This window comes from Faecalicatena sp. (assembly GCF_058819085.1).
Genome location: NZ_JBZUUL010000012.1, coordinates 1 through 18,255 on the forward strand (window position 1 = coordinate 1; position 18,255 = coordinate 18,255).

The following is an 18,255-nucleotide window of genomic DNA, read 5'->3' on the forward strand; positions in this document are numbered from 1 at the left end:
ATCCCAATAAGTATTATCCTTCTGCAAAAATATTTTTCTATACTCATTTGACAGACTACAATAATTTGTATCAATGTATGTCAGGATTGTTTGTTTATAAGAACCTCTAAGATTCAGGTTTTCAAACCAATATTCATTTACTATGTTCCTTGTCTTTTCGATGATTTTCTTCCAGTCAGTTAAATATGGGAATATGGGAGATATAAACAAAACTGTATATATTCCTGCTTTATGTAGTATTTTTATTGTCTGTAGTCTGTCAGCAATCGTACTCGCATTATCCATATCTTTTCTGAAATTTTCATCCAATGTATTCAGGGAAAACGATACTTTAAGATTTGGTAGTTTTTTTAAAATATCAAGATCGCGCAAAATCAAATCTGATTTTGTGGAAATGGTTATTTGACAATCGGTGTTTATTAATTGCTCCAAAATATTTCTAGTAATGCAATACTTTTTTTCATATTGATTATAACAGTCAGTAACAGACGATATAAAAACTGATTTTCCCTGAAGTCTTTTTAAAGATATAGGTTTATCGCATTCTTTTATGTCTATAAAAGTTCCCCATTCCTCTGTATGTCCTGTAAATCTTTTCATAAATCTGGCGTAACAATATTTACAGGCATGAGGACATCCAACATATGGATTTATGACATAATCACTGGCAGGCAGCTTCGATTTTGTTAAATAATCTCTGGTATTTATTTGCTTTTCTATTATTTCCATCAGCTGATAATACCTCCGTGAAAATAGCATTCATAGATTTTTTCTTTCATATAAAAGATTTCTTCATATCCCTGAAACCAGACGAAATCTCCTTCCACTTTACAGTGATAATGGTAATCGCCCTTTACATAAATTTCAGGGCCACGATAAGGGATATTATCCGAAACATTTAATAAAACTTCTTTTAGAAAATCATTATCAAAAAAATCTCCGATTATACGTCCCATATAATTCATGCTCCATATAGGATTATCATGATACCAGACAGCTTCAGAACCGGAAAATCTTTCTCCACCTAAATATGTATCAAGATACTTATATCCGTTTTCACTGTAACTATAATCATGTGACTTTGTTCGAGAAGAAGCAACTTTATTTTCATTTACAGGATAAGTGTGTGCTTTTGCATAGACCAAAAAGGAAATCATTTCATTTACACTTATATCTGCGCCTTTATAAATAGGTAAATTACATTCATCATCATCTTTAACAATCCGATCAATCGCTATACCATATAATTTGCTTAACGCTATCAATCCATTCAGTTCTGGAATTGCTTGTCCAGTTTCCCATTTGCTTATAGTTTGACGAGCTGTACCAAGTTTATCGGCTAATTGTTCCTGAGAATATCCATTCTTTTTTCTCAATATTTGCAACTTTTCTTCTAATTTCATAGATGCCACCTCCCTTATCACAATTATAAAGTATTTTTTAATGGTATTCTACCACCAGGAAAATGCAAATATGTCACTTGAAGCAGACAATACAGTAAAGTATCTATTGATTACAGAAAAGACTTGTGCCTTATAAAAAATCCCAGGAGACTTCCCTCCTGGGATTACTTCAAATTTGTATTCTAACGCAGCAAAACAACAGGTGGATTGTAAAACTGAATTATTCCTCTTCTTTTTCCTCTTTCTTTTTCTTATTTTTACTCCACCAAGTACCAGCCACTGAACATCCTCCGCCTAAAATAAGCGCAGCAATTAAAATATATACCCATAAATTATCCATTACATATTCCTCCTTCCCAGACAATGTATTTTACTTATGATTATTGTCTATCTGTAATGACATTATAATTTATTTTTCACTATAAGTCAAATATTTCTTACATTTAGAATTAAAAAATTACCTATTCACATTAATGCATTGCAAATAGGTAACCATAACGGATCTATTTTGTTTTTCTTAATATTGCAATAGAAATCAATACGACTAACAAAAAACCATTGTACATTAAACGTAAAGTATTTGCAAAAATAATAATATTCTCAATAACATGATACATATAGTAACTCGTTATGTTCATAAAAATAAGCAACGCAATGATACCATAAAAACAAGCTGTTCCTAGTATTGCCCGACCGTGTTCATCCCGTCCTTCTTTAGAGACTGCATATACTATAAATAATACAGTGGTTATTAGTGCAAGTGCCTGTAGAAAATATGCCAAAGCCATATTACTCATCAATTCATAAAAAGTCACTATTTTTTTACCTCCTCAAAATCGAATATGTCTTCGATATGAACATCAAAGACCTTTGCGATACTATATGCTAAAAGCATAGATGGATTATATCTGTTTCGTTCAAGCTGAATGATTGTCTGCCTTGATACTCCCACAAGGTCTGCAAGTTCTTGCTGACTCATTCTTTTAGTTGCTCTGAATACGTGAATTTTACTATCAAACTTATACTTATCTTTAACAGCCACTTGCTCACCACCTTTACCGAAATGTTCTACTGCCGATTATAACATATTTCTTACATTATGTGAAAGATTTTTATGACTGTTTACAACCTCCTGGTAATTTGATAGATTCAGGATATTTAATGAACGTGGAACTGAGGTGAGGTTCAGGTAGCATTTTGATAAACAATAGCGGAACATACAAAACCGCCGCTATGGTGTTACCCATGCGGCGGTACATAGATTCTGAAACCAGTTTACGGTCTGCAAGTTTGTTTTTCTTATGCCATTTAGTTGAATTCTTTATTCCGATATATTTTTATGGAAACAAAGTATGAACCGGCAAACATCACTAACGCAACTATCATCGATACGATCCCTACAAGTGGATGTTTCATGTTCATTTCGCCAGTCAGCGGAGTTAAAACGCCAGCTGCTAAGACTACTAATCCAATCGAAACCATCGCCGATAAAATCATAATTAACTCATTTTTCTCTGTCCCTAATTTTAGCATAAGCGGATACATAATTGCTGTCGTGGCTGCTGAAAGCGTTAAACCAAATGTATAACCATAAAGTACAGCTTCCATATTGGAAGAACCACTTGTAACAAAGTTAGAAAGGGCTGTAATGCCGCCCATCATTATGCCAAACAAAAACAATATTGCAAATGAGATGTATTTTGCTTTTATTATATCATTGCATTTCACAGGCAGGGTAAGTTCAAACTTGTTCCATTTTGATACTACATCAGCATGAAGTGAAGTCCCTACATTTGCTATAAAGATAAATAACTGCATAGCTATAACCACTTGAATAAAGGCACTGTGTTTTGCAAAGAAAGTGGAAGCCGCCAAAAATAATGCAACAATAAAGGATATTTTTATATTATTTTCCATTGAATAGAAGTTATTGCGAATTAGTCCTTTCATTCGTTTTCCCCTTTCACATAGAGCAGCATAATTTCATCTATCGTGACAGGGGTAACGATTGCCTTCGGATATTTCCTGGCTGCCTTTTCCCTGTCAGCAGTCAATACCTGCCACTCATAATCCTGTTTGCGATATGCTACAATATCTTTTTTATCAATAGCATCAAATTGTGCTGCCCCGCATTTCATAATCCCATAGTGTTCCAACAGTTCGTCTTTAGGCTCACAGAAAATTATTTTCCCTTCGTGGATAAAGACAATGTAATCAGCAACTTTTTCTAAATCACTTGTGATGTGGGAAGATACTAAAATAGAATGTTCTTCATCCTGCACAAACTCTAAAAACATATCTAAAATATCATCCCTCACGATCGGGTCAAGACCACCGGTTGCTTCATCTAAAATCAGCAGCTGAGGATGGTGGGCAAACGCTGCCGCAATAGAAAGTTTCATTTTCATCCCCTTGGAGAACGTTTTAATCTTCTTTGCTGCAGGTATATTCAACTGGTCTAATAGTCTGTTAAAGCAGGGCTGATCCCACGAAGAATAAATATCCCGCAATACTTTACTTAGCTTAACAGGAGTTAATTCCTCAGAAAAGTTACTTCCGTCAAAAACAACACCAATTTTTTCTTTTACAGAACGATCTAAATTCTCTATATCGTGACCTAAAATCGTGATTTTCCCGCTATCTTTTTTTATAAGACCTAAGATAGAATTAATAGTTGTGCTTTTTCCTGCACCATTTTCGCCAATCAATCCCACAATACTTCCAGATGGTATGCTGAAAGAAACATGATCCAGTATAAAGCTGCTATATCTCTTTGTTAATCCTGTAATCGTTAATGCTGTATTCATTTTTAATCCTCCTCATACAACAGTGACAAAAGGCCAATCAATTTATCTAATTTTATACCGCTTGACCGGGCAATTCCGATTGCTTCGTTGAAATGTTCTTCAATCTTTTTTTGTTGTTCTTCCAAATAAAAATCTTGATTTTGTGCAGATACAAAGCAGCCTTTTCCGGCAGTGGTTTCAATAAATCCATCCTCCTGCAGTTTATCGTATGCCTTCTGTACTGTTAAAACACTGATATGTAGTGATTTAGCCATTGCGCGAATGGACGGAATCGCTTCGCCTGCCTGTAATTCACCACTCATTACCAGCGCTTTAATCTGGTCTGATATTTGTTCATATATGGGTTTGCTTGCATGGTTATTAATGAATAGCTCCAATTTTCTCCTCCCGCCTTACACTGTATTACTATTACCATTACAGTGTATTACACACTGTGACAGATGTCAAGAAAAAGTATAAAGGTGATAGAGATTTCCTACCGCCTTTAGCTGTTTTGTTATTCTTAAATAGTTATTTGCTTGTAATTCTCCAGCAGATACAATAAACTTTTGGTTAGAGAAAAATCAATTTTTTGATAAACATTGTAACATTTTTTAAACTAGATAGTTAATAGAGTGAAAGGGGGTGAAAGGCGTGGACTTTGAACAAATCTATAGATCATATTTTCGAGATGTTTTTTTGTATTTATGCAGTCTATCAGCAAATGAAGATGTTGCCGAAGAAATGACACAAGAAACTTTTGCAAAGGCACTAAAATCTATAGATACATATGATGGCGCAAAGGATATTCGGGCATGGCTATTTACGATCGCCAAGAATACATATTATACATTCTGCAAACGGCAAAAAATTTATGCAGACAAGGAAATCTCTGAAAATGTTGCAGATGTGCAAATTGATTTTACAGAGCAGTTTGTAGATGAAGAAAACGCTTTTCTCATTCACCAGTTTCTTCATGATATGAACGAGCCATATAAAGAAGTGTTTAGTTTACGAGTATTTGGAGAATTACCGTTTGAGAAAATTGGAATGTTGTTTAGGAAAAGTCCCTGTTGGGCAAGAGTAACTTTTTATAGAGCTAAAAAACAAATATTAGAATATATGGAGGCGATAGAGTATGAAAAAAATTAGCTGCGATATTATTAAAGATGTTCTACCTCTTTACTTAGATGGTGTTGTGAGTAATGCTACGAAAGAAATGGTAGAGGAACATTTAAGCTCATGTGATTCTTGTAGAAATGAGGCGGAGATCTTAAAACAAGATATTATTTTACCGTCAACTAAAAATATCCAGCTTTCCGAGGCAAGGGTGTTCAAAAAACTGAAATCGCATTTGCGGAAAAAGAACACAATTATTTTGGTTAGTGCTATAATTGCTACCATTCTTATAGCTATCGGTTTCCATTCTTATGCGATTTTAGCGAAAACTTGCATCCCATATGATAATGATATAATTAGCATTGATGAAGTAGACGGAAAACTTTATGCTACTTATCAGGATAAAAATTTAGGAGGAACAGTATCTCTTGCACCTTCCAAAACAACAATAAATGGAAGTGAAAAAAGCATAACAGTATTTTACTATTATGAAACACCGTGGTCAAAATACATTCAACCAATTCTTAAAAAAGATGATTATAAAGATACCTTTTGTTTAGGGGACAAAGATGAAATTGATCAGATATATTATGGCGAATTTGAGCTGGAAGGTCTGATAGACTATGCTGCTATTGCTGAAAATTCAGAGTTAATATGGGAGGATTGACAAGAAGAAAAAAATGACGGTATTGGAATATAGTGCTATAATATTTGTAGAAACGTAGATGATAGTATTTCAGCCGCAAAAGTGTTGTCCGATAGATAGGGGCTGTAATACAAAAGGAATATTATTTATGGTATTCTGTAAAAGATTTTTGTAATCCAGTCATTGATTTTGCACGAAATAATACCTATATTCAAAGCAAAAAAATTACTCAATTAGGCAGAATGGTAGAATTGAACCTATGAATTCGAGGAGGAAAATCTTATGGTAGATCGGTATATACTAATTGTCCTATTTGCTATTTTAGCGCTTGTTTTTTTTCGTGGAAAAGGAGGCTGGCTTATAGCCGGCTACAATGCTATGAGCAGTGAAGAGAAAGAAAAATATAATTATAAAAGGCTATGTCACATAATGGGCAGTTGTATGATCGCAACAGACGTGCTTCTTATTATTTCTTGTTTAATTGGAGAAACAGCAGCCGACAACTTAGAAAATGTATTTACAATATTAGGAATTGCAGTTGTGATTATCACCATTTTATTAGTAAATACAATAAGTCGGAAGAAATAAGATAATCCCAGTTTTCTAAACTAAAATCGTATTTATAGGAGAAACTACAATGAAAAAAATCACTTTGTGTGGAGATAACTGTTTGGAATGTCCCAGATATTTAGCAAAAACGGAAGAAGAATTAAATAATGTGGCTGAATTATGGTATCGTGTGGGATGGAGGGATACCATTGTGTCACATAATGAAATTCGCTGCACAGGATGTTCTTCACATAAAGACTGCACATATCAGTTAGTTGAATGCATAAAAGAGCATAAGGTCGATAAGTGTAATCAATGTTCAGAATTTCCTTGTGCCAAAATAAACAGTATGCTCAAACGTTCTTGTGTATATAAGGAAAAGTGCAAATCTATCTGCTCACAAGATGAATATGAACACTTAGAAAAAGCCTTTTTTAACAAGGCAGCAAATTTAAAGATATAAACGTTTAAAATCTGTGGAGGTGCATAGTTGATTTATGAAACGAATAATTTCTGTAATCGGTATATTACTTGTTTTACTCCTTCTTTACGCCTGTAGTTCACAAGAGCCTCTAAACACTATTTCAAATGAACTAGGGATTGATGTATCAAATGGTGATGAGATATCCAATATGGATAATCACGGAGGATTTCATGGTGATGGAACGACTTATATTGTTCTAAGTTTTTCCGATGGTAAAGTTTTGGAACAAATTAAAGAACACTCTCAATGGAAAGCGTTTCCATTAAATGAAACTGTAAAAACATTAATATATGGCACATCAGATGAAACCACCACCATGGGGTCAATTTTGACAGATGATGAAGGGAATGAACTTATCCCAGAAATTCAAAGAGGATATTATTGTTTAATTGACAGACAGGCCAAGTCCGAGAAAGCCACGGGAGCAGATATTCTGCATAGAAATTCATTCAATTTCACATTAGGACTTTATGATATGGATACTGATACTCTCCACCTCTGCAGATTTGATACATAACAAAGCGAAACCGCCGCTCCCCTGGTATCATATCCCCCTTATAACCAGGGCGATATGATACCAGGGGTATATCGGCGGTTCAGGATAGTTACTAAAATCGCTTTAAAATACTGCACTTTTTTTCATCAGAACCAAGGCTGTGCAGAATGTGAATGCCTCGGCTAAAGGGACGGCAAGCCAAACGCCTGTCACGCCCAGCATGTGCGGCAGAACGATCAGCCCGATCATAAGAAACCCAAAGGTTCGCAAAAATGAGATCGCCGCCGATATTTTTCCGTTGGACAGTGCCGTAAACGCAGCGGATGAAAAGATGTTGATGCCCGAAAACAGAAAACTGAATGCAAAAATCTGAAAACCAGCGGTAGTGATCTGATACACCTCTTTTTCCCTCCCTGTAAAAAGTCGTACAAGTTCCTGCCTTCCTGTCATAGATATCAGGAAAATGAGAAGGGAGCTGGAGAGGATAAATCCCAGGGCCATCCGAAATATTTTCTTCAGCCGCAGAGTATGCCCTGCCCCATAGTGAAAACTGATCACAGGCGCAATTCCCATGGAAAATCCGATATACAACGTGGTCAGTAAAAACTGTGTATAGATAAGGATCGTGATGGACGCGACCCCGTTTTCTCCCAAAAGTCTCATCATTGTCAGGTTAAAGAAAAAGGTGGTAACTGCTGTGGAAATCTGACTGACCATTTCTGATGCTCCGTTTCCGCAGCTTTTTCGCAGAACAGATACATCCAGGCTTGGCTTTGTAAACGACAGTGTGCCCTTTCTGCTCATAAAGAAGAAAATCCCCGCAGCAGCAGGGATCACATATCCGATCCCAGTCCCCAAAGCAGCTCCTTTCACTCCCATATCCAATGGGACCATGAAAATATAGTCCAGTATGATATTAGCTGCCCCGGCGCCCATAGAAAGCACCAGACCAAATCCTGGTTTTCCTGCGGTCACGATCAGATTCTGGAACAGCACCTGCAGCATGCTGGCAGGAGTAAAAAGAAGGATAACGAGCAGATATTCCCTGCAATAGGGATAGAGTACACTACTGGACCCCAGTCCCCACACAATATCCTCCAGTAAGACCGTCCCCAGGACCGCGATCACCACCCCCAATGCAACACCAAACAAAACAATCAGGGTAAAATCGGCTTTCGCCCTGTCTATGTTTCCTTCTCCCATCTTTTTCGCTACGACCGCGCTTCCCCCAGTAGCAAGCATGGTTCCCAGCCCCACAATGAGATTGATGACCGGACAGACAATATTCAGGGCTGACAGTGCGTTCGTATCTACAAACCGGGACACGAACACCGTATCTGTAATCGTATAAAATCCCATAAACAGCATCATGCCTATGGTCGGCAAGGCAAACTTGAGCAGAGAAAAAAGCGTAAACTCCTGGTCAAGGGGATTTTCGCTTTGCTCTCCACTGCGTCTATCCTCTCCGCTTAATTCCCTTTCCCCAGTCATATTTCTTTCTCTACTCATTGGCCTGCCCTCCACAGCTTTTGCAAAACACCATCTTCTGTGTTGGATACCCGAATTCCACGAGCAGCTCCGATTCTGCGAATCCTAAGGCTTTGTATGTTTCCCGATAACCGGTATCCGCCTTGTCTCCTTCCCGGAATGTCGTGATGGATATCTCCATGTCAGGAAGCAATTCATTCATCACCTTATCCAGGAACATTTTCGCGATCCCACTCTTACGGTATAGAGGATGGACCCCGAAAAATTCGATGCAGCCTGTTTCATAGTTTATCATCATAACTCCAACTGCCGTTTTTTTCTGTTTCAGGATCAGTGCCCTCTTTTCCTTGATACTCTGCTTTAATATTTCCCAGTACTCCTCCTCATTGAGGTGTGGATAGCCATCCACGATCAGCCGGACCAGCTCCATCCACAACGGGATATCCTCATCTTTTGCAAAGCAGATCTTGTCCTCCATATCCTCATATGATACATTTTGGTTTAAATATTTTTCCAAGTCAAATCTAAGCTGCAGGGGATAAAATTCTTCTTTGATCCGATATTCGTTCGGCGATTTTTTGTACATCTGCCTGAAAGCATCTGTAAATGCCTGCTGGCTTTCATATCCGGCAAGCAGTGAGATCTCCAGGATCGTCCGGTCGGAAAACACGAGCAGCTTTGCGGCCTCTGTCAGCTGCCTGCGTTTCACATACTCATGGATCGATAACCCCACGGTATCCGCAAACATCCGGTGCAGATGATATTTCGAATAGCCTGCTGCCCTGGCAATCGCATCCAGATTCAGTTTCTCGGTCAGATGTTCTTCTATATAATGAATAACAGTTACGATATTTTCCAGATTACTGTTCAATGCAGCCTCCCTCCTTTCCGCTTAGATTATAATAAAAAGAAGACCGCAGGTTTTCATGAATCTTGCGGTCTTTCACTTATCATATTAATTCTTCTTCCGAATCTCCTTTCATGAAATCATGAAACTTCCTCCGCTTATATTTTAGTCCCGCATATGCCGTTATACGCTGCATGTAGACAGCGTCATAGGCACCGCCCACCACTCCGGCGATGGGAATGCCCTGCAAAAATTTCATGTAAAGCAGTTCTTTGGATAACATTCCTGCAGTCTTTTGGATCTGTTTCCTTTCTTCATAGCCTTCCGGGATTCTTTGGTTTTCAATAAATTCATTCAGCTTTCTATCTGCCTGCTCCAATGCCTCGCCGTAGGATACCGCTCCCTGGATCACCAGCAGAATAAAATACTTCTCTTCCCTCGTCTCATACCCATATCCATGCTGCAGTGCTATTTCGTATATATTTTTCAGAATCATTCCCGTAAAGACAGGGATATCCGGCAGACCAATCCCCAATACTCCCATCCCGATCCCGGACACACCGGAAAAGAGAAGATTTTTCGCCCCTGTTTCCCTTGCCTTATTCGAAAATGTGCGAAGAGACTTTTTGTCCTGGCTCAGTTTGGCCGCATAATGGTGAACCTGATATTCCTGCTCAAGCTTTTCCTTTTTATAAGTCTTCTCAATTACTCCGGTCCCTTTCTCAAAGACCAGCTCAAATGCCTTCGAAAACGCCGTATCCAGCGTACTTTGAAGCTTCGGCGGCACTTTATCGGCAAGCGTTCTGTTTAGAAGGGTATCCTTCTTCTCCATCCGCTTTAAAAGGAAACGCTGCTCCTGTTTCTTTAGTTTTTCCCACTCCTTTTGAAGTGCTGTTTTCTTGTCAAAAAATGCCATGTGTGTCTCCTTTGTGCCGGAAATTATATCTCAATGCTGTAATTCTCATTTTCCTCTCGATATCTCCATCCCTTATATTATTGTTCGGTGGGGTTATTATACCTGGATTTTAGGATGGATGCAATCCTTTGAGTGTGAAAGCTTTTTCGCCAGGTACTCAAAACTCTTGTTCTGACTGAAATACAAAAGATATATGGTTCTCATTTAAAAAGCGTTATTTTATATGGTTCCTATGCCAGAGGAGATTTCACCAGTGATTCGGATGTAGATATTATGATTTTAGTTGATCTTTCGGAGGGCGAAATTGAAAAATATTCGGACTACTTATCAGAGTTAGGATTTCAGTACAATGTGGAGCATGATATTTGGATAATGTCCGTTGTAAAAAATGAAGAGCACTTTAAGCACTGGGGGAATTCTTATCCGTTTTATACAAATGTTCAAAAAGAGGGGGTAACATTATATGAAGCAGCCTGATCAATTGGATGTAGGTACAAAAATGGATACTTCTGAATAATCAAACGGGACATCTTCCTCCACACCGGCAAGATGTCCCGTTTTTACTCCCTATGAACGCTTACATTACTCTTTCGCAGCCTTTTTAAAGCTCTCAAGCACTTCCTGAAATTCTTCATTTCCCTGAATAAAATCATACATTGGGTTATGTTCCAGCTCTGAGATCAATCCCGGCAGGAATTGTTTTCCCACATTCGGGACCTCGGCCTTCTGCGTTTTTTCCGGGGCCAGATCCTTGAACAATACCGTCTCTTTCATATCCCATGGCCGGGTAATCAGCGGCATAAGCCTCTTTAAGAGAGTGATCGTCTCCGGTATATCCTTCTGGATCACAGCGGCATGGTAGGAAAGCACCTCCTCGCCGTATTTCCATAATTTGAATGCACCCGCTGTCTTCTTCCAGGCTCCTGTGATATGCTCCACTGCATCCGTCCTGCCCCGCTCCACCTCACATTCCAGCAAAAACATCAGCAGAGACATCAGCTCATTCAGCTTGGTAACAAGGGACTGCTCTAAGATAACTGCTGCCTCATCGGCCTTACCTTCTTTTAACAACAGCCTGCTCTCAAGCTGTTTTTTGTCCACCGTCACCTTTTCCGGGATAAGTTCCAGGACTTCCCTGGCCTTTTGATATTCTCCTCTCTGCGTATACATACTTGTCAATCTGTGAAAAGACAAGGCCCGTACCTTCTCGTCTCCAACCTCCACTGCACGCTGATACAGATCAATCAGTTTCTTTTCATACTTTTCCTTCTCCTCCACCGGCAGGCCTGCCATCATCACAAAACCGTCTAATGTGACGGACGCACTCTGAATCAGGGCGCCGCATTTCGGATATTTACGCATCTTTTCCTCCAGCAGTTCGAATCCGCGATCCAGTCCCTGTTCTTTTGCCACGGTCGACAGTTCCATGCAGAATTTCCCCAGTTCCTGCTGTGAAAGCTCTTCCTCGAAGCTGAACAGGACATTCATATCCACCTCAAGCAGCCGTGCCAGGGGCGCCAGCAGAGTCACATCAGGAAACGTAGTGCCCTTCTCCCACTTGTTTACAGCCGGGGTCGATACTCCCAGATATTCTGCTACCTTCTCCTGGGTAAGCCCAAGTTCTTTTCTTCTGTCATGAATAATTGTACAAATCGGCATATTTTTTCCTCCTGATCTCGTTTACGTGTTTCTCTGTTGCTAAACTGATTATACCATTTTAAGAAACGCTCCCACAATTGAGCGCTTTTTAACGAAACCAGGTAAAAAGTTAACCACAGGTTTATTTGATAGAATCTACACAGGGAAATTGAAAAATAATCTCAAATCCCTTCCCGTTTTCAGAACGGACATCCACCTCGATCTTCAGCTTCCGGGCAATCTCTTTTACCAGATAAAGGCCCATTCCCGTTGCCTTTTTCTGCTCTCCCCTGTTCTGTCCCGTAAACCCTTTATCAAATAAAAAGGGAAGATCATACGCAGGAACTCCGATGCCGTTGTCACGAAGATGAAGAGAAATCTCCTTCCCGCTTTCGGAACGTTTTGTGTAAAAATGTAATTCGTTCTTTTCCTTCGTCTGGTCCGCATATTTGATGCTGTTGCTGACCACCTGGCTGATCATAAAGGTCAGGCCTTTTCTGTCCGATACAACAAAAAGCTCCTCCACCTCATTTTTTACGATATACCTGTGCTCTTCCAAAAGAACCGCATACTCCCTCATCCCTTCCTCACAGCATTCTCTCAGGGAAAGCCGCTCTAGAATGCTGTTCGAATGAGGGGCAAAAAGCCCTGCATAGTATAAAACCTGGCTGATATCCTCCTGGAGCTGGTTTCTGGCATACTCCAGCTTCTGATAGGCCTTAAGGGACATCTCATCCTTTCGGTTGTCCAGCACAAATGTCATAAGAACCAGCGGCGTTTTGACCTCGTGTGCCCATGCCTCCATGTAGTCTTCATATTCCCGGATATGAGAATCCTGATCCCTGATCCTCGCCGCTTCCGTCTGTAGCTTCTGTACCGCCGCCAGCACCATACCGCGGTCTGCTCCCTGAAAAACATGGGGCAGCTTTTCTTCCTCGAATAATTCCGGGTACTCCAGTATTTCCCAAAAAGCCTCCTCTTTTTTTCGTTCCCTATTATATGTGATGCACATAGAAAGTCCAAAGATGCCCAGAGAGACAAAGACCATGACACCAAACAGCACCCAGAAAGCCTCCGGATTCAAAAGCCATAAGAAGATACCAAACATAAGGTCCGTACATCCGAGCATTCCAAGCCAGATGATATGAGTCTTACAAAGACTGATCCATTTTCCCGGCATCTCATCTCTCCTCCTGTCTCTGCTCTAAATAATATCCGGTGCCTCTGACGGTCACGATGCGATGGGCCAGATCCAGCCTGCCAAGCGTCTTTTTCAGCCTGGTCATATTCACCTGCAGCGCATTCTCATCCACGTACTGTGCGGTTCCCCACAATGTCTGGAACAGATCCTCTCTCGATACAATCTGTCCATAACAAGACATAAGCTGTTCCATGATCTTGCCCTGGTTTTCAGGCAGAACGACAGAGGTCTTTTCAGTATAGAGTGTAAACGTATTGGAATCCAAACGGATTCCCGGTACCTGCAGGAAATGATCCTGTGGTCCGGATCTGCGCAAAAGATTCGCGATCCTTGCCAGCAGCCGTTCCTTATGGCAGGGCTTTGCCAGGTATTCATCCGCTCCCAGCCCCAGGGCATGAAGCTCATCCTTCATGGCATCCCGGCTGGTCAGGATAAGAACCGGCACGAGGCTTTTCTGCCGGATAAACTTGCAAACCTCGAATCCGGTCTGCCCCGGCAGGTTGATGTCCAGGAGGACAAGATCCGGCTCCCTGCTTAGGACCTGTGAAGCCGTGTCTGAAAAATCGTCCAGGCAGCAGGCTTCATACCCTGCCTTTTCAAGCAGATCCTGAAGCTCATCCCGCATAAAAATCTCATCCTCCACAATGACAATCCTGCTCATTTTTCCACTCCGCTCCTTCTTGATCTCATACGTCCCTACTCTTCTCTTTTGTTGTCCATCCTCCAAAGGATCTGCCGGCTGCCAAGCCGCATCACGGCTGACATATAAATAAATTCTATCACAATAATGAAAAGAATCATAGTCCCGGTGATCTTAAGCAGTCCCTCCTGCATAAACCGGATACTGTCCGTCAAAAATCCGGCAAACAATGCCTGGACTCCGAAAATACTGCTGAGCACAGCAACGAATATGGGAAGACCGAAATACCATCCGATCTGTCTGTTGCTGCTGCGGCACAGTGCTTTGTATGAGCTGCCCAGACGGATTAAAGTATGATATCTTTTTTTCGTCTTTTGCTGGTGCATCAGATACTGTACTCCCATAACGGTGTTGGCGATGATCAGGAAAATGACCGCCAGATAGATCGTGATATATCCCAGTGCTACCTTGTAGAACAGCTGTCTTCCCATGTTCTGCAGATAACTCTCGTACTCTATCCCGGTCCCGTCCAGCTTCCCGTTGACTGACTGCATTGCCTGCATCAGACCTTTTTCTTTCACCAGTTCTTCCTTAAGAACCGCATTCAGATAGGAATCGGAGCGTTCCGTCACAAGCTGGTCATACAAAGAATCCGGAATGATCACTCCGAATGCAATTGTGATGGAACGGTCAACTACAAAATCTGTCTGATACATCCGTTCTAATAATTGATAAGAGGTTCCTCCAATCTCAATATCAGGCTTCTTTTGCAAAGCGGCATTGAGCAGTTCTCTCTGTTTGCCTGTATTCAATTCCACATCACCATAAAGCGCCGCCTGGCCGTCCTTCAACTCGATCGGCTGTTCCCCTGCAAGCATTAAGATTTGGTTATAACCAGAAAGGGATATAAAATAAGGAGTTGTGAAGTACCTCAGGTTGTTGATCAGATTCGCTTTGGCCTCCGAGTCTTCCAGGGAATCCACGGCCTGAATCAGTTCTTGACAGGAGAAATTCTCCTCGTCATCCGCCATCCCCGTCTTTACCTCAAGCATCCGGGAAAAATCATCCTCTACTCCTGCCTTTTGAAGAGCCTGTTCTATGGACTTTCCATCCACCACAAAGGTATAATCGAACACATGAGCCTCTTTTCCGTCTTGCTGCCAGCTGACGGAAACTCCGAAGCCAAAGCAGCACAGCGCTGCCAGGATCAATAGGGAAGACACCGCCAGAGATCCCGGACGCTGAAAAACATTCTCCTGCAGCTGACGGAACGTAAAGGTCTCCAGTCCCTTCTTTTGTTTTTTGATCTTGAACAGAATCTCTAACAGGATCCCGATTCCCCTGAATAAAAGAACGGTTCCTGTGATACCCAGTAATAGAGTCAGCCCCATATTCCCCACATTCTGCCAGGCCTTTCCTTGAATCGCCAGACCATACGCTCCGGCCAGCAGACAGATCCCGGCCAGTGATTCCACGATTCCGATCCCCTTTTTTTTCACCTTCTGCTTCTCTTCCTGTGTGTCTGCCAGCAGACTTATGATCTCTTTTCTCATCACACTGGTGCAGAAGATCAGCATGGCCGCCGATTTGATTGCGATAAAACCGATCACGGTCCACAGAACCGCGGTCCAGGAAATACGAAAGCTGTGTCCGATAATCCCCAGCCCCACAATCTTTGCCGTGATCAGGCTGATCATTTCCGACAGAAAAACTGCAGCGGGAATCCCGATCAAAAGAGCAAACAGACTGTGGAAAACGTCTTCTGCCATCAGCATTACAAACATACGAAAACGCCGCATGCCCATCATCAGATACATTCCCAGCTCGTGGCTTCTAAGCTGCATCTGATATGTTCCCGCAAAATACACCAGGGAAAACAGAAGGATCAATGAAACACCGTAAAGCGCCGGAAGCAGCTGGTAGATTCTGTTCACCGCATCGCTTTCCATTTTCAGCAAAAACTGCATGACATCCTGATTTTCCAGGGACAAAATGATATAAAATGCGATGATCGAAACAATGAGCGAGGCAAAGAACAGACCATTTTCTTTCCTGTTTTTTCTACTGTTTTTCCATACAAGATTAAAGAACATTTGCACTGCCTCCTCCCAACTGCGCCATGACCATCAGGATCCTCTCATAAAATTCCTGCTGTGACTCTTTCGGGAACTTCCGCCTTAATTCATGGAAGATCTTCCCGTCCTGTATGAACAGGATACGTGAGCAGTAGCTTGCTGCATTGCAGTCATGTGTCACCATAAGGATTGTAGACTGCTCCTGCTGATTCAGAATGGACAGCTTTTCCATGAGGGATTTGGCATTCTTCGTATCCAGCGCCCCTGTCGGCTCATCCGCCAGAACGATTTCCGGGGTCAGGATCATGGCTCTTGCCGCCGCAATCCGCTGCTTTTGTCCCCCTGACATCTGTGAGGGGAATTTGTCCAGGACATCCTCGATCTCCAGATAGTCTGCCAGCATTTTCAGCCTGCCTGTACCTTCCTTTTCCGGGATATTGTGGATCGCCGGAGGAAGAAGGATATTCTCTCTTCCGGTCAGATTATCTAAAAGTTCAAAGTTCTGGAACAGATAGCCGATCCGTTTCCCACGGTAATCTGCCAGTTTTCTGCCTTTAAAGCGGCTGATGTCCTCTTCGTTTAAAAGAATCTTACCTTCCGTCGGATGAACAGCCGTTGCAATACAGTTGAGCAGCGTTGTCTTTCCGGATCCGCTGCTTCCCATGATTCCTAAAAATTCCCCCTCTATAACTTGAAATGTGATCCCATTCAGCGCCTTTGTAAGATTACTTCCTTTTCCGTAATTCTTTTTCAATGACTGAATATCTAAAATCTTCTGTTTCATCAGTTCTTCTCCCTTCGAATATCTTTATCACCAGCGCGGGCCCCGCTGTTTGATAAGTTTATTATACAGGAAGACTCTCTTAGAAAACACTTACAGTGGGTGAAAGGTTGACTCGCAGAGCAGATTTCTGCGAAAAAAAATACCTCTAAAGCAGCAGATTTAATCTTTCATCGGTCTGCTTTAGAGGTATCCATTCTTATTTAGTAAGTAAACAGCTGTGTCCAGTAATTACGCCCTGCGGCATTCTGATAATATCCGACTCCGATCTTCGTAAACTTTGGATTCAGGATATTGGCTCTGTGTCCGTCGCTGTTCATCCAGCCGGTCATGACCTCCTGAGGCGTGCGCTGTCCCCATGCGATGTTCTCGCCGGAGCCTCTGTAGGAAACACCCTGTTCCGTAAGTGCTGTACTAAAGGACGTACCGTTCGGTCTTGTATGGGAGAAGGAAACCTCTGTCTCTTTAGCTCTCACCAACGCGGCAGCCTCGATCTTCTCATCCACTGTCAGCGTCATCAATCCAGCCTTCACTCTTTCCGCATTTACCAGGTCTACGACCTGCTGTGCAAATGTCCGGTCATGAGAATCCGGCCCTGGCTTGCTGCTGTCCCCGTCCGGTTTTCCGGTATCACCGCCCGGCTTATTCACATCCCCGTCCGGCTTTTCCGTATCCGGTGCATCTGTGTCCGGCTGATCGGTATCCGGCTGATCAGTATCCGGTAAGTTATTATCCGGTGCATCTGTGCCCGGCTGATCCGTATCCGGCACATTACCGCCCGGCACATCTGTGTCCGGCTGATCCGTATCCGGCACATTATTATCCGGTCCCGGCTGGTCAGTGTCCGGCACATCAGGCCCCGGCTGACCAGGGGTATTTCCATCCGGAAGGATCACATCCGGCGGGCAGACCTGCCAGTAAATATCACCTATACTGCCTTCCAGTCCATTCAGCTTTTCATTCAGCTTATCTTTTAATTCATTCAGATCATTTCCCTGGATCACAGTCACTCTTTGACTTGTGACCGGCTTCTTCATCACCTTTGTGTCGGCAGCCTGAACCGGAAGTGCTGCACTTCCCGCGATGGCTGCGGCTGTCATAACTGCTAAAACCGATAATTTTCTCATGTAAACCTCCTGTTGTATCTTTTTGTTATGTAATTATGAATTAAATATTACATAATTGT

Annotated in this window: 22 protein-coding genes; 6 read left to right on the forward strand and 16 right to left on the reverse strand. The window is 41.6% G+C overall.

All coding sequences use genetic code 11. The features are described from left to right. The 7 genes from AC4OGX_RS05775 to AC4OGX_RS05805 form a co-directional block, all read right to left on the reverse strand. Positions 1-729 (reverse strand): radical SAM protein (locus AC4OGX_RS05775; protein ID WP_493329049.1); only part of this gene is annotated, 729 nt, incomplete at its 3' end. Continuing rightward, on the reverse strand, positions 729-1,403 hold the full coding sequence (locus AC4OGX_RS05780; protein WP_493329050.1) for a DUF5680 domain-containing protein: 675 nt from the start codon (positions 1,401-1,403) through the stop codon (positions 729-731). The genes AC4OGX_RS05780 and AC4OGX_RS05775, both read right to left, overlap by 1 nt. A 503-nt stretch (positions 1,404-1,906) precedes the next feature. Continuing rightward, positions 1,907-2,218 carry a hypothetical protein gene (locus AC4OGX_RS05785; RefSeq protein WP_493329051.1) on the reverse strand — a complete coding sequence of 104 codons (312 nt, stop codon included), beginning with the start codon at positions 2,216-2,218 and terminating at the stop codon, positions 1,907-1,909. Continuing rightward, on the reverse strand, positions 2,218-2,445 hold the full coding sequence (locus AC4OGX_RS05790) for a helix-turn-helix transcriptional regulator (RefSeq protein ID WP_493329053.1): 228 nt from the start codon (positions 2,443-2,445) through the stop codon (positions 2,218-2,220). The genes AC4OGX_RS05785 and AC4OGX_RS05790 overlap by 1 nt, the downstream gene beginning before the upstream one ends. Positions 2,446-2,711: 266 nt before the next feature. Continuing rightward, positions 2,712-3,353, reverse strand: a complete 642-nt coding sequence (locus tag AC4OGX_RS05795; RefSeq protein ID WP_493329054.1) for an ABC-2 transporter permease — start codon at positions 3,351-3,353, stop codon at positions 2,712-2,714. Further along, the gene (locus AC4OGX_RS05800; RefSeq protein ID WP_493329055.1) at positions 3,350-4,210 is read right to left on the reverse strand and encodes an ABC transporter ATP-binding protein; all 861 of its coding nucleotides are present in this window, start codon (positions 4,208-4,210) and stop codon (positions 3,350-3,352) included. The genes AC4OGX_RS05795 and AC4OGX_RS05800 overlap by 4 nt, the downstream gene beginning before the upstream one ends. A gap of 2 nt (positions 4,211-4,212) precedes the next feature. Beyond that, positions 4,213-4,587, reverse strand: a complete 375-nt coding sequence (locus tag AC4OGX_RS05805; protein WP_493329056.1) for a GntR family transcriptional regulator — start codon at positions 4,585-4,587, stop codon at positions 4,213-4,215. Positions 4,588-4,843: 256 nt separating this feature from the next. Here AC4OGX_RS05805 and AC4OGX_RS05810 point away from each other — a divergent pair, with 256 nt between their 5' ends. The 5 genes from AC4OGX_RS05810 to AC4OGX_RS05830 all read left to right on the forward strand — a co-directional run bounded on the left by AC4OGX_RS05810 (position 4,844) and on the right by AC4OGX_RS05830 (position 7,504). Further along, positions 4,844-5,341, forward strand: coding sequence for an RNA polymerase sigma factor (locus tag AC4OGX_RS05810; RefSeq protein WP_493329057.1), 498 nt, complete (start codon positions 4,844-4,846; stop codon positions 5,339-5,341). Beyond that, on the forward strand, positions 5,328-5,975 hold the full coding sequence (locus AC4OGX_RS05815) for a zf-HC2 domain-containing protein (protein ID WP_493329058.1): 648 nt from the start codon (positions 5,328-5,330) through the stop codon (positions 5,973-5,975). The genes AC4OGX_RS05810 and AC4OGX_RS05815 overlap by 14 nt, the downstream gene beginning before the upstream one ends. 261 nt (positions 5,976-6,236) lie before the next feature. Next, entirely contained in the window at positions 6,237-6,542 is a 306-nt protein-coding gene (locus AC4OGX_RS05820) for a DUF3784 domain-containing protein (protein WP_493329060.1), read from the forward strand. A gap of 49 nt (positions 6,543-6,591) precedes the next feature. Continuing rightward, positions 6,592-6,966 carry a DUF3795 domain-containing protein gene (locus tag AC4OGX_RS05825; RefSeq protein WP_493329062.1) on the forward strand — a complete coding sequence of 125 codons (375 nt, stop codon included), beginning with the start codon at positions 6,592-6,594 and terminating at the stop codon, positions 6,964-6,966. Positions 6,967-7,000: 34 nt separating this feature from the next. After that, entirely contained in the window at positions 7,001-7,504 is a 504-nt protein-coding gene (locus AC4OGX_RS05830) for a hypothetical protein (protein WP_493329064.1), read from the forward strand. A gap of 102 nt (positions 7,505-7,606) precedes the next feature. On the opposite strand, the gene AC4OGX_RS05835 is transcribed toward AC4OGX_RS05830, so the two are convergent. The 3 genes from AC4OGX_RS05835 to AC4OGX_RS05845 all read right to left on the reverse strand — a co-directional run bounded on the left by AC4OGX_RS05835 (position 7,607) and on the right by AC4OGX_RS05845 (position 10,734). Further along, the gene (locus AC4OGX_RS05835) at positions 7,607-8,974 is read right to left on the reverse strand and encodes an MATE family efflux transporter (RefSeq protein ID WP_493329166.1); all 1,368 of its coding nucleotides are present in this window, start codon (positions 8,972-8,974) and stop codon (positions 7,607-7,609) included. A gap of 10 nt (positions 8,975-8,984) precedes the next feature. Next, positions 8,985-9,842: a helix-turn-helix transcriptional regulator gene (locus AC4OGX_RS05840; RefSeq protein ID WP_493329065.1), complete on the reverse strand. Its 858-nt coding sequence runs from the start codon at positions 9,840-9,842 to the stop codon at positions 8,985-8,987. A 79-nt stretch (positions 9,843-9,921) separates the two neighbouring features. After that, positions 9,922-10,734, reverse strand: a complete 813-nt coding sequence (locus AC4OGX_RS05845) for an EcsC family protein (protein ID WP_493329066.1) — start codon at positions 10,732-10,734, stop codon at positions 9,922-9,924. Between the two features lie 171 nt (positions 10,735-10,905). Between AC4OGX_RS05845 and AC4OGX_RS05850 the strand changes: the two genes are divergently transcribed. Continuing rightward, complete coding sequence (locus AC4OGX_RS05850; RefSeq protein WP_493329168.1) at positions 10,906-11,211, forward strand: nucleotidyltransferase domain-containing protein; 306 nt, start codon at positions 10,906-10,908, stop codon at positions 11,209-11,211. A 105-nt stretch (positions 11,212-11,316) separates the two neighbouring features. On the opposite strand, the gene AC4OGX_RS05855 is transcribed toward AC4OGX_RS05850, so the two are convergent. The 6 genes from AC4OGX_RS05855 to AC4OGX_RS05880 form a co-directional block, all read right to left on the reverse strand. Next, on the reverse strand, positions 11,317-12,393 hold the full coding sequence (locus AC4OGX_RS05855; protein WP_493329067.1) for a helix-turn-helix domain-containing protein: 1,077 nt from the start codon (positions 12,391-12,393) through the stop codon (positions 11,317-11,319). 121 nt (positions 12,394-12,514) lie between these two features. After that, positions 12,515-13,552, reverse strand: a complete 1,038-nt coding sequence (locus AC4OGX_RS05860; RefSeq protein WP_493329068.1) for a sensor histidine kinase — start codon at positions 13,550-13,552, stop codon at positions 12,515-12,517. 1 nt (position 13,553) lies between these two features. Further along, positions 13,554-14,234, reverse strand: coding sequence for a response regulator transcription factor (locus AC4OGX_RS05865; protein ID WP_493329069.1), 681 nt, complete (start codon positions 14,232-14,234; stop codon positions 13,554-13,556). Positions 14,235-14,269: 35 nt separating this feature from the next. Further along, positions 14,270-16,306, reverse strand: coding sequence for an FtsX-like permease family protein (locus AC4OGX_RS05870; protein WP_493329070.1), 2,037 nt, complete (start codon positions 16,304-16,306; stop codon positions 14,270-14,272). Further along, positions 16,296-17,072, reverse strand: coding sequence for an ABC transporter ATP-binding protein (locus tag AC4OGX_RS05875; protein WP_493329071.1), 777 nt, complete (start codon positions 17,070-17,072; stop codon positions 16,296-16,298). The genes AC4OGX_RS05870 and AC4OGX_RS05875 overlap by 11 nt, the downstream gene beginning before the upstream one ends. A gap of 200 nt (positions 17,073-17,272) precedes the next feature. Beyond that, complete coding sequence (locus AC4OGX_RS05880; protein WP_493329073.1) at positions 17,273-18,196, reverse strand: CAP domain-containing protein; 924 nt, start codon at positions 18,194-18,196, stop codon at positions 17,273-17,275. Positions 18,197-18,255 lie beyond the last annotated feature (59 nt).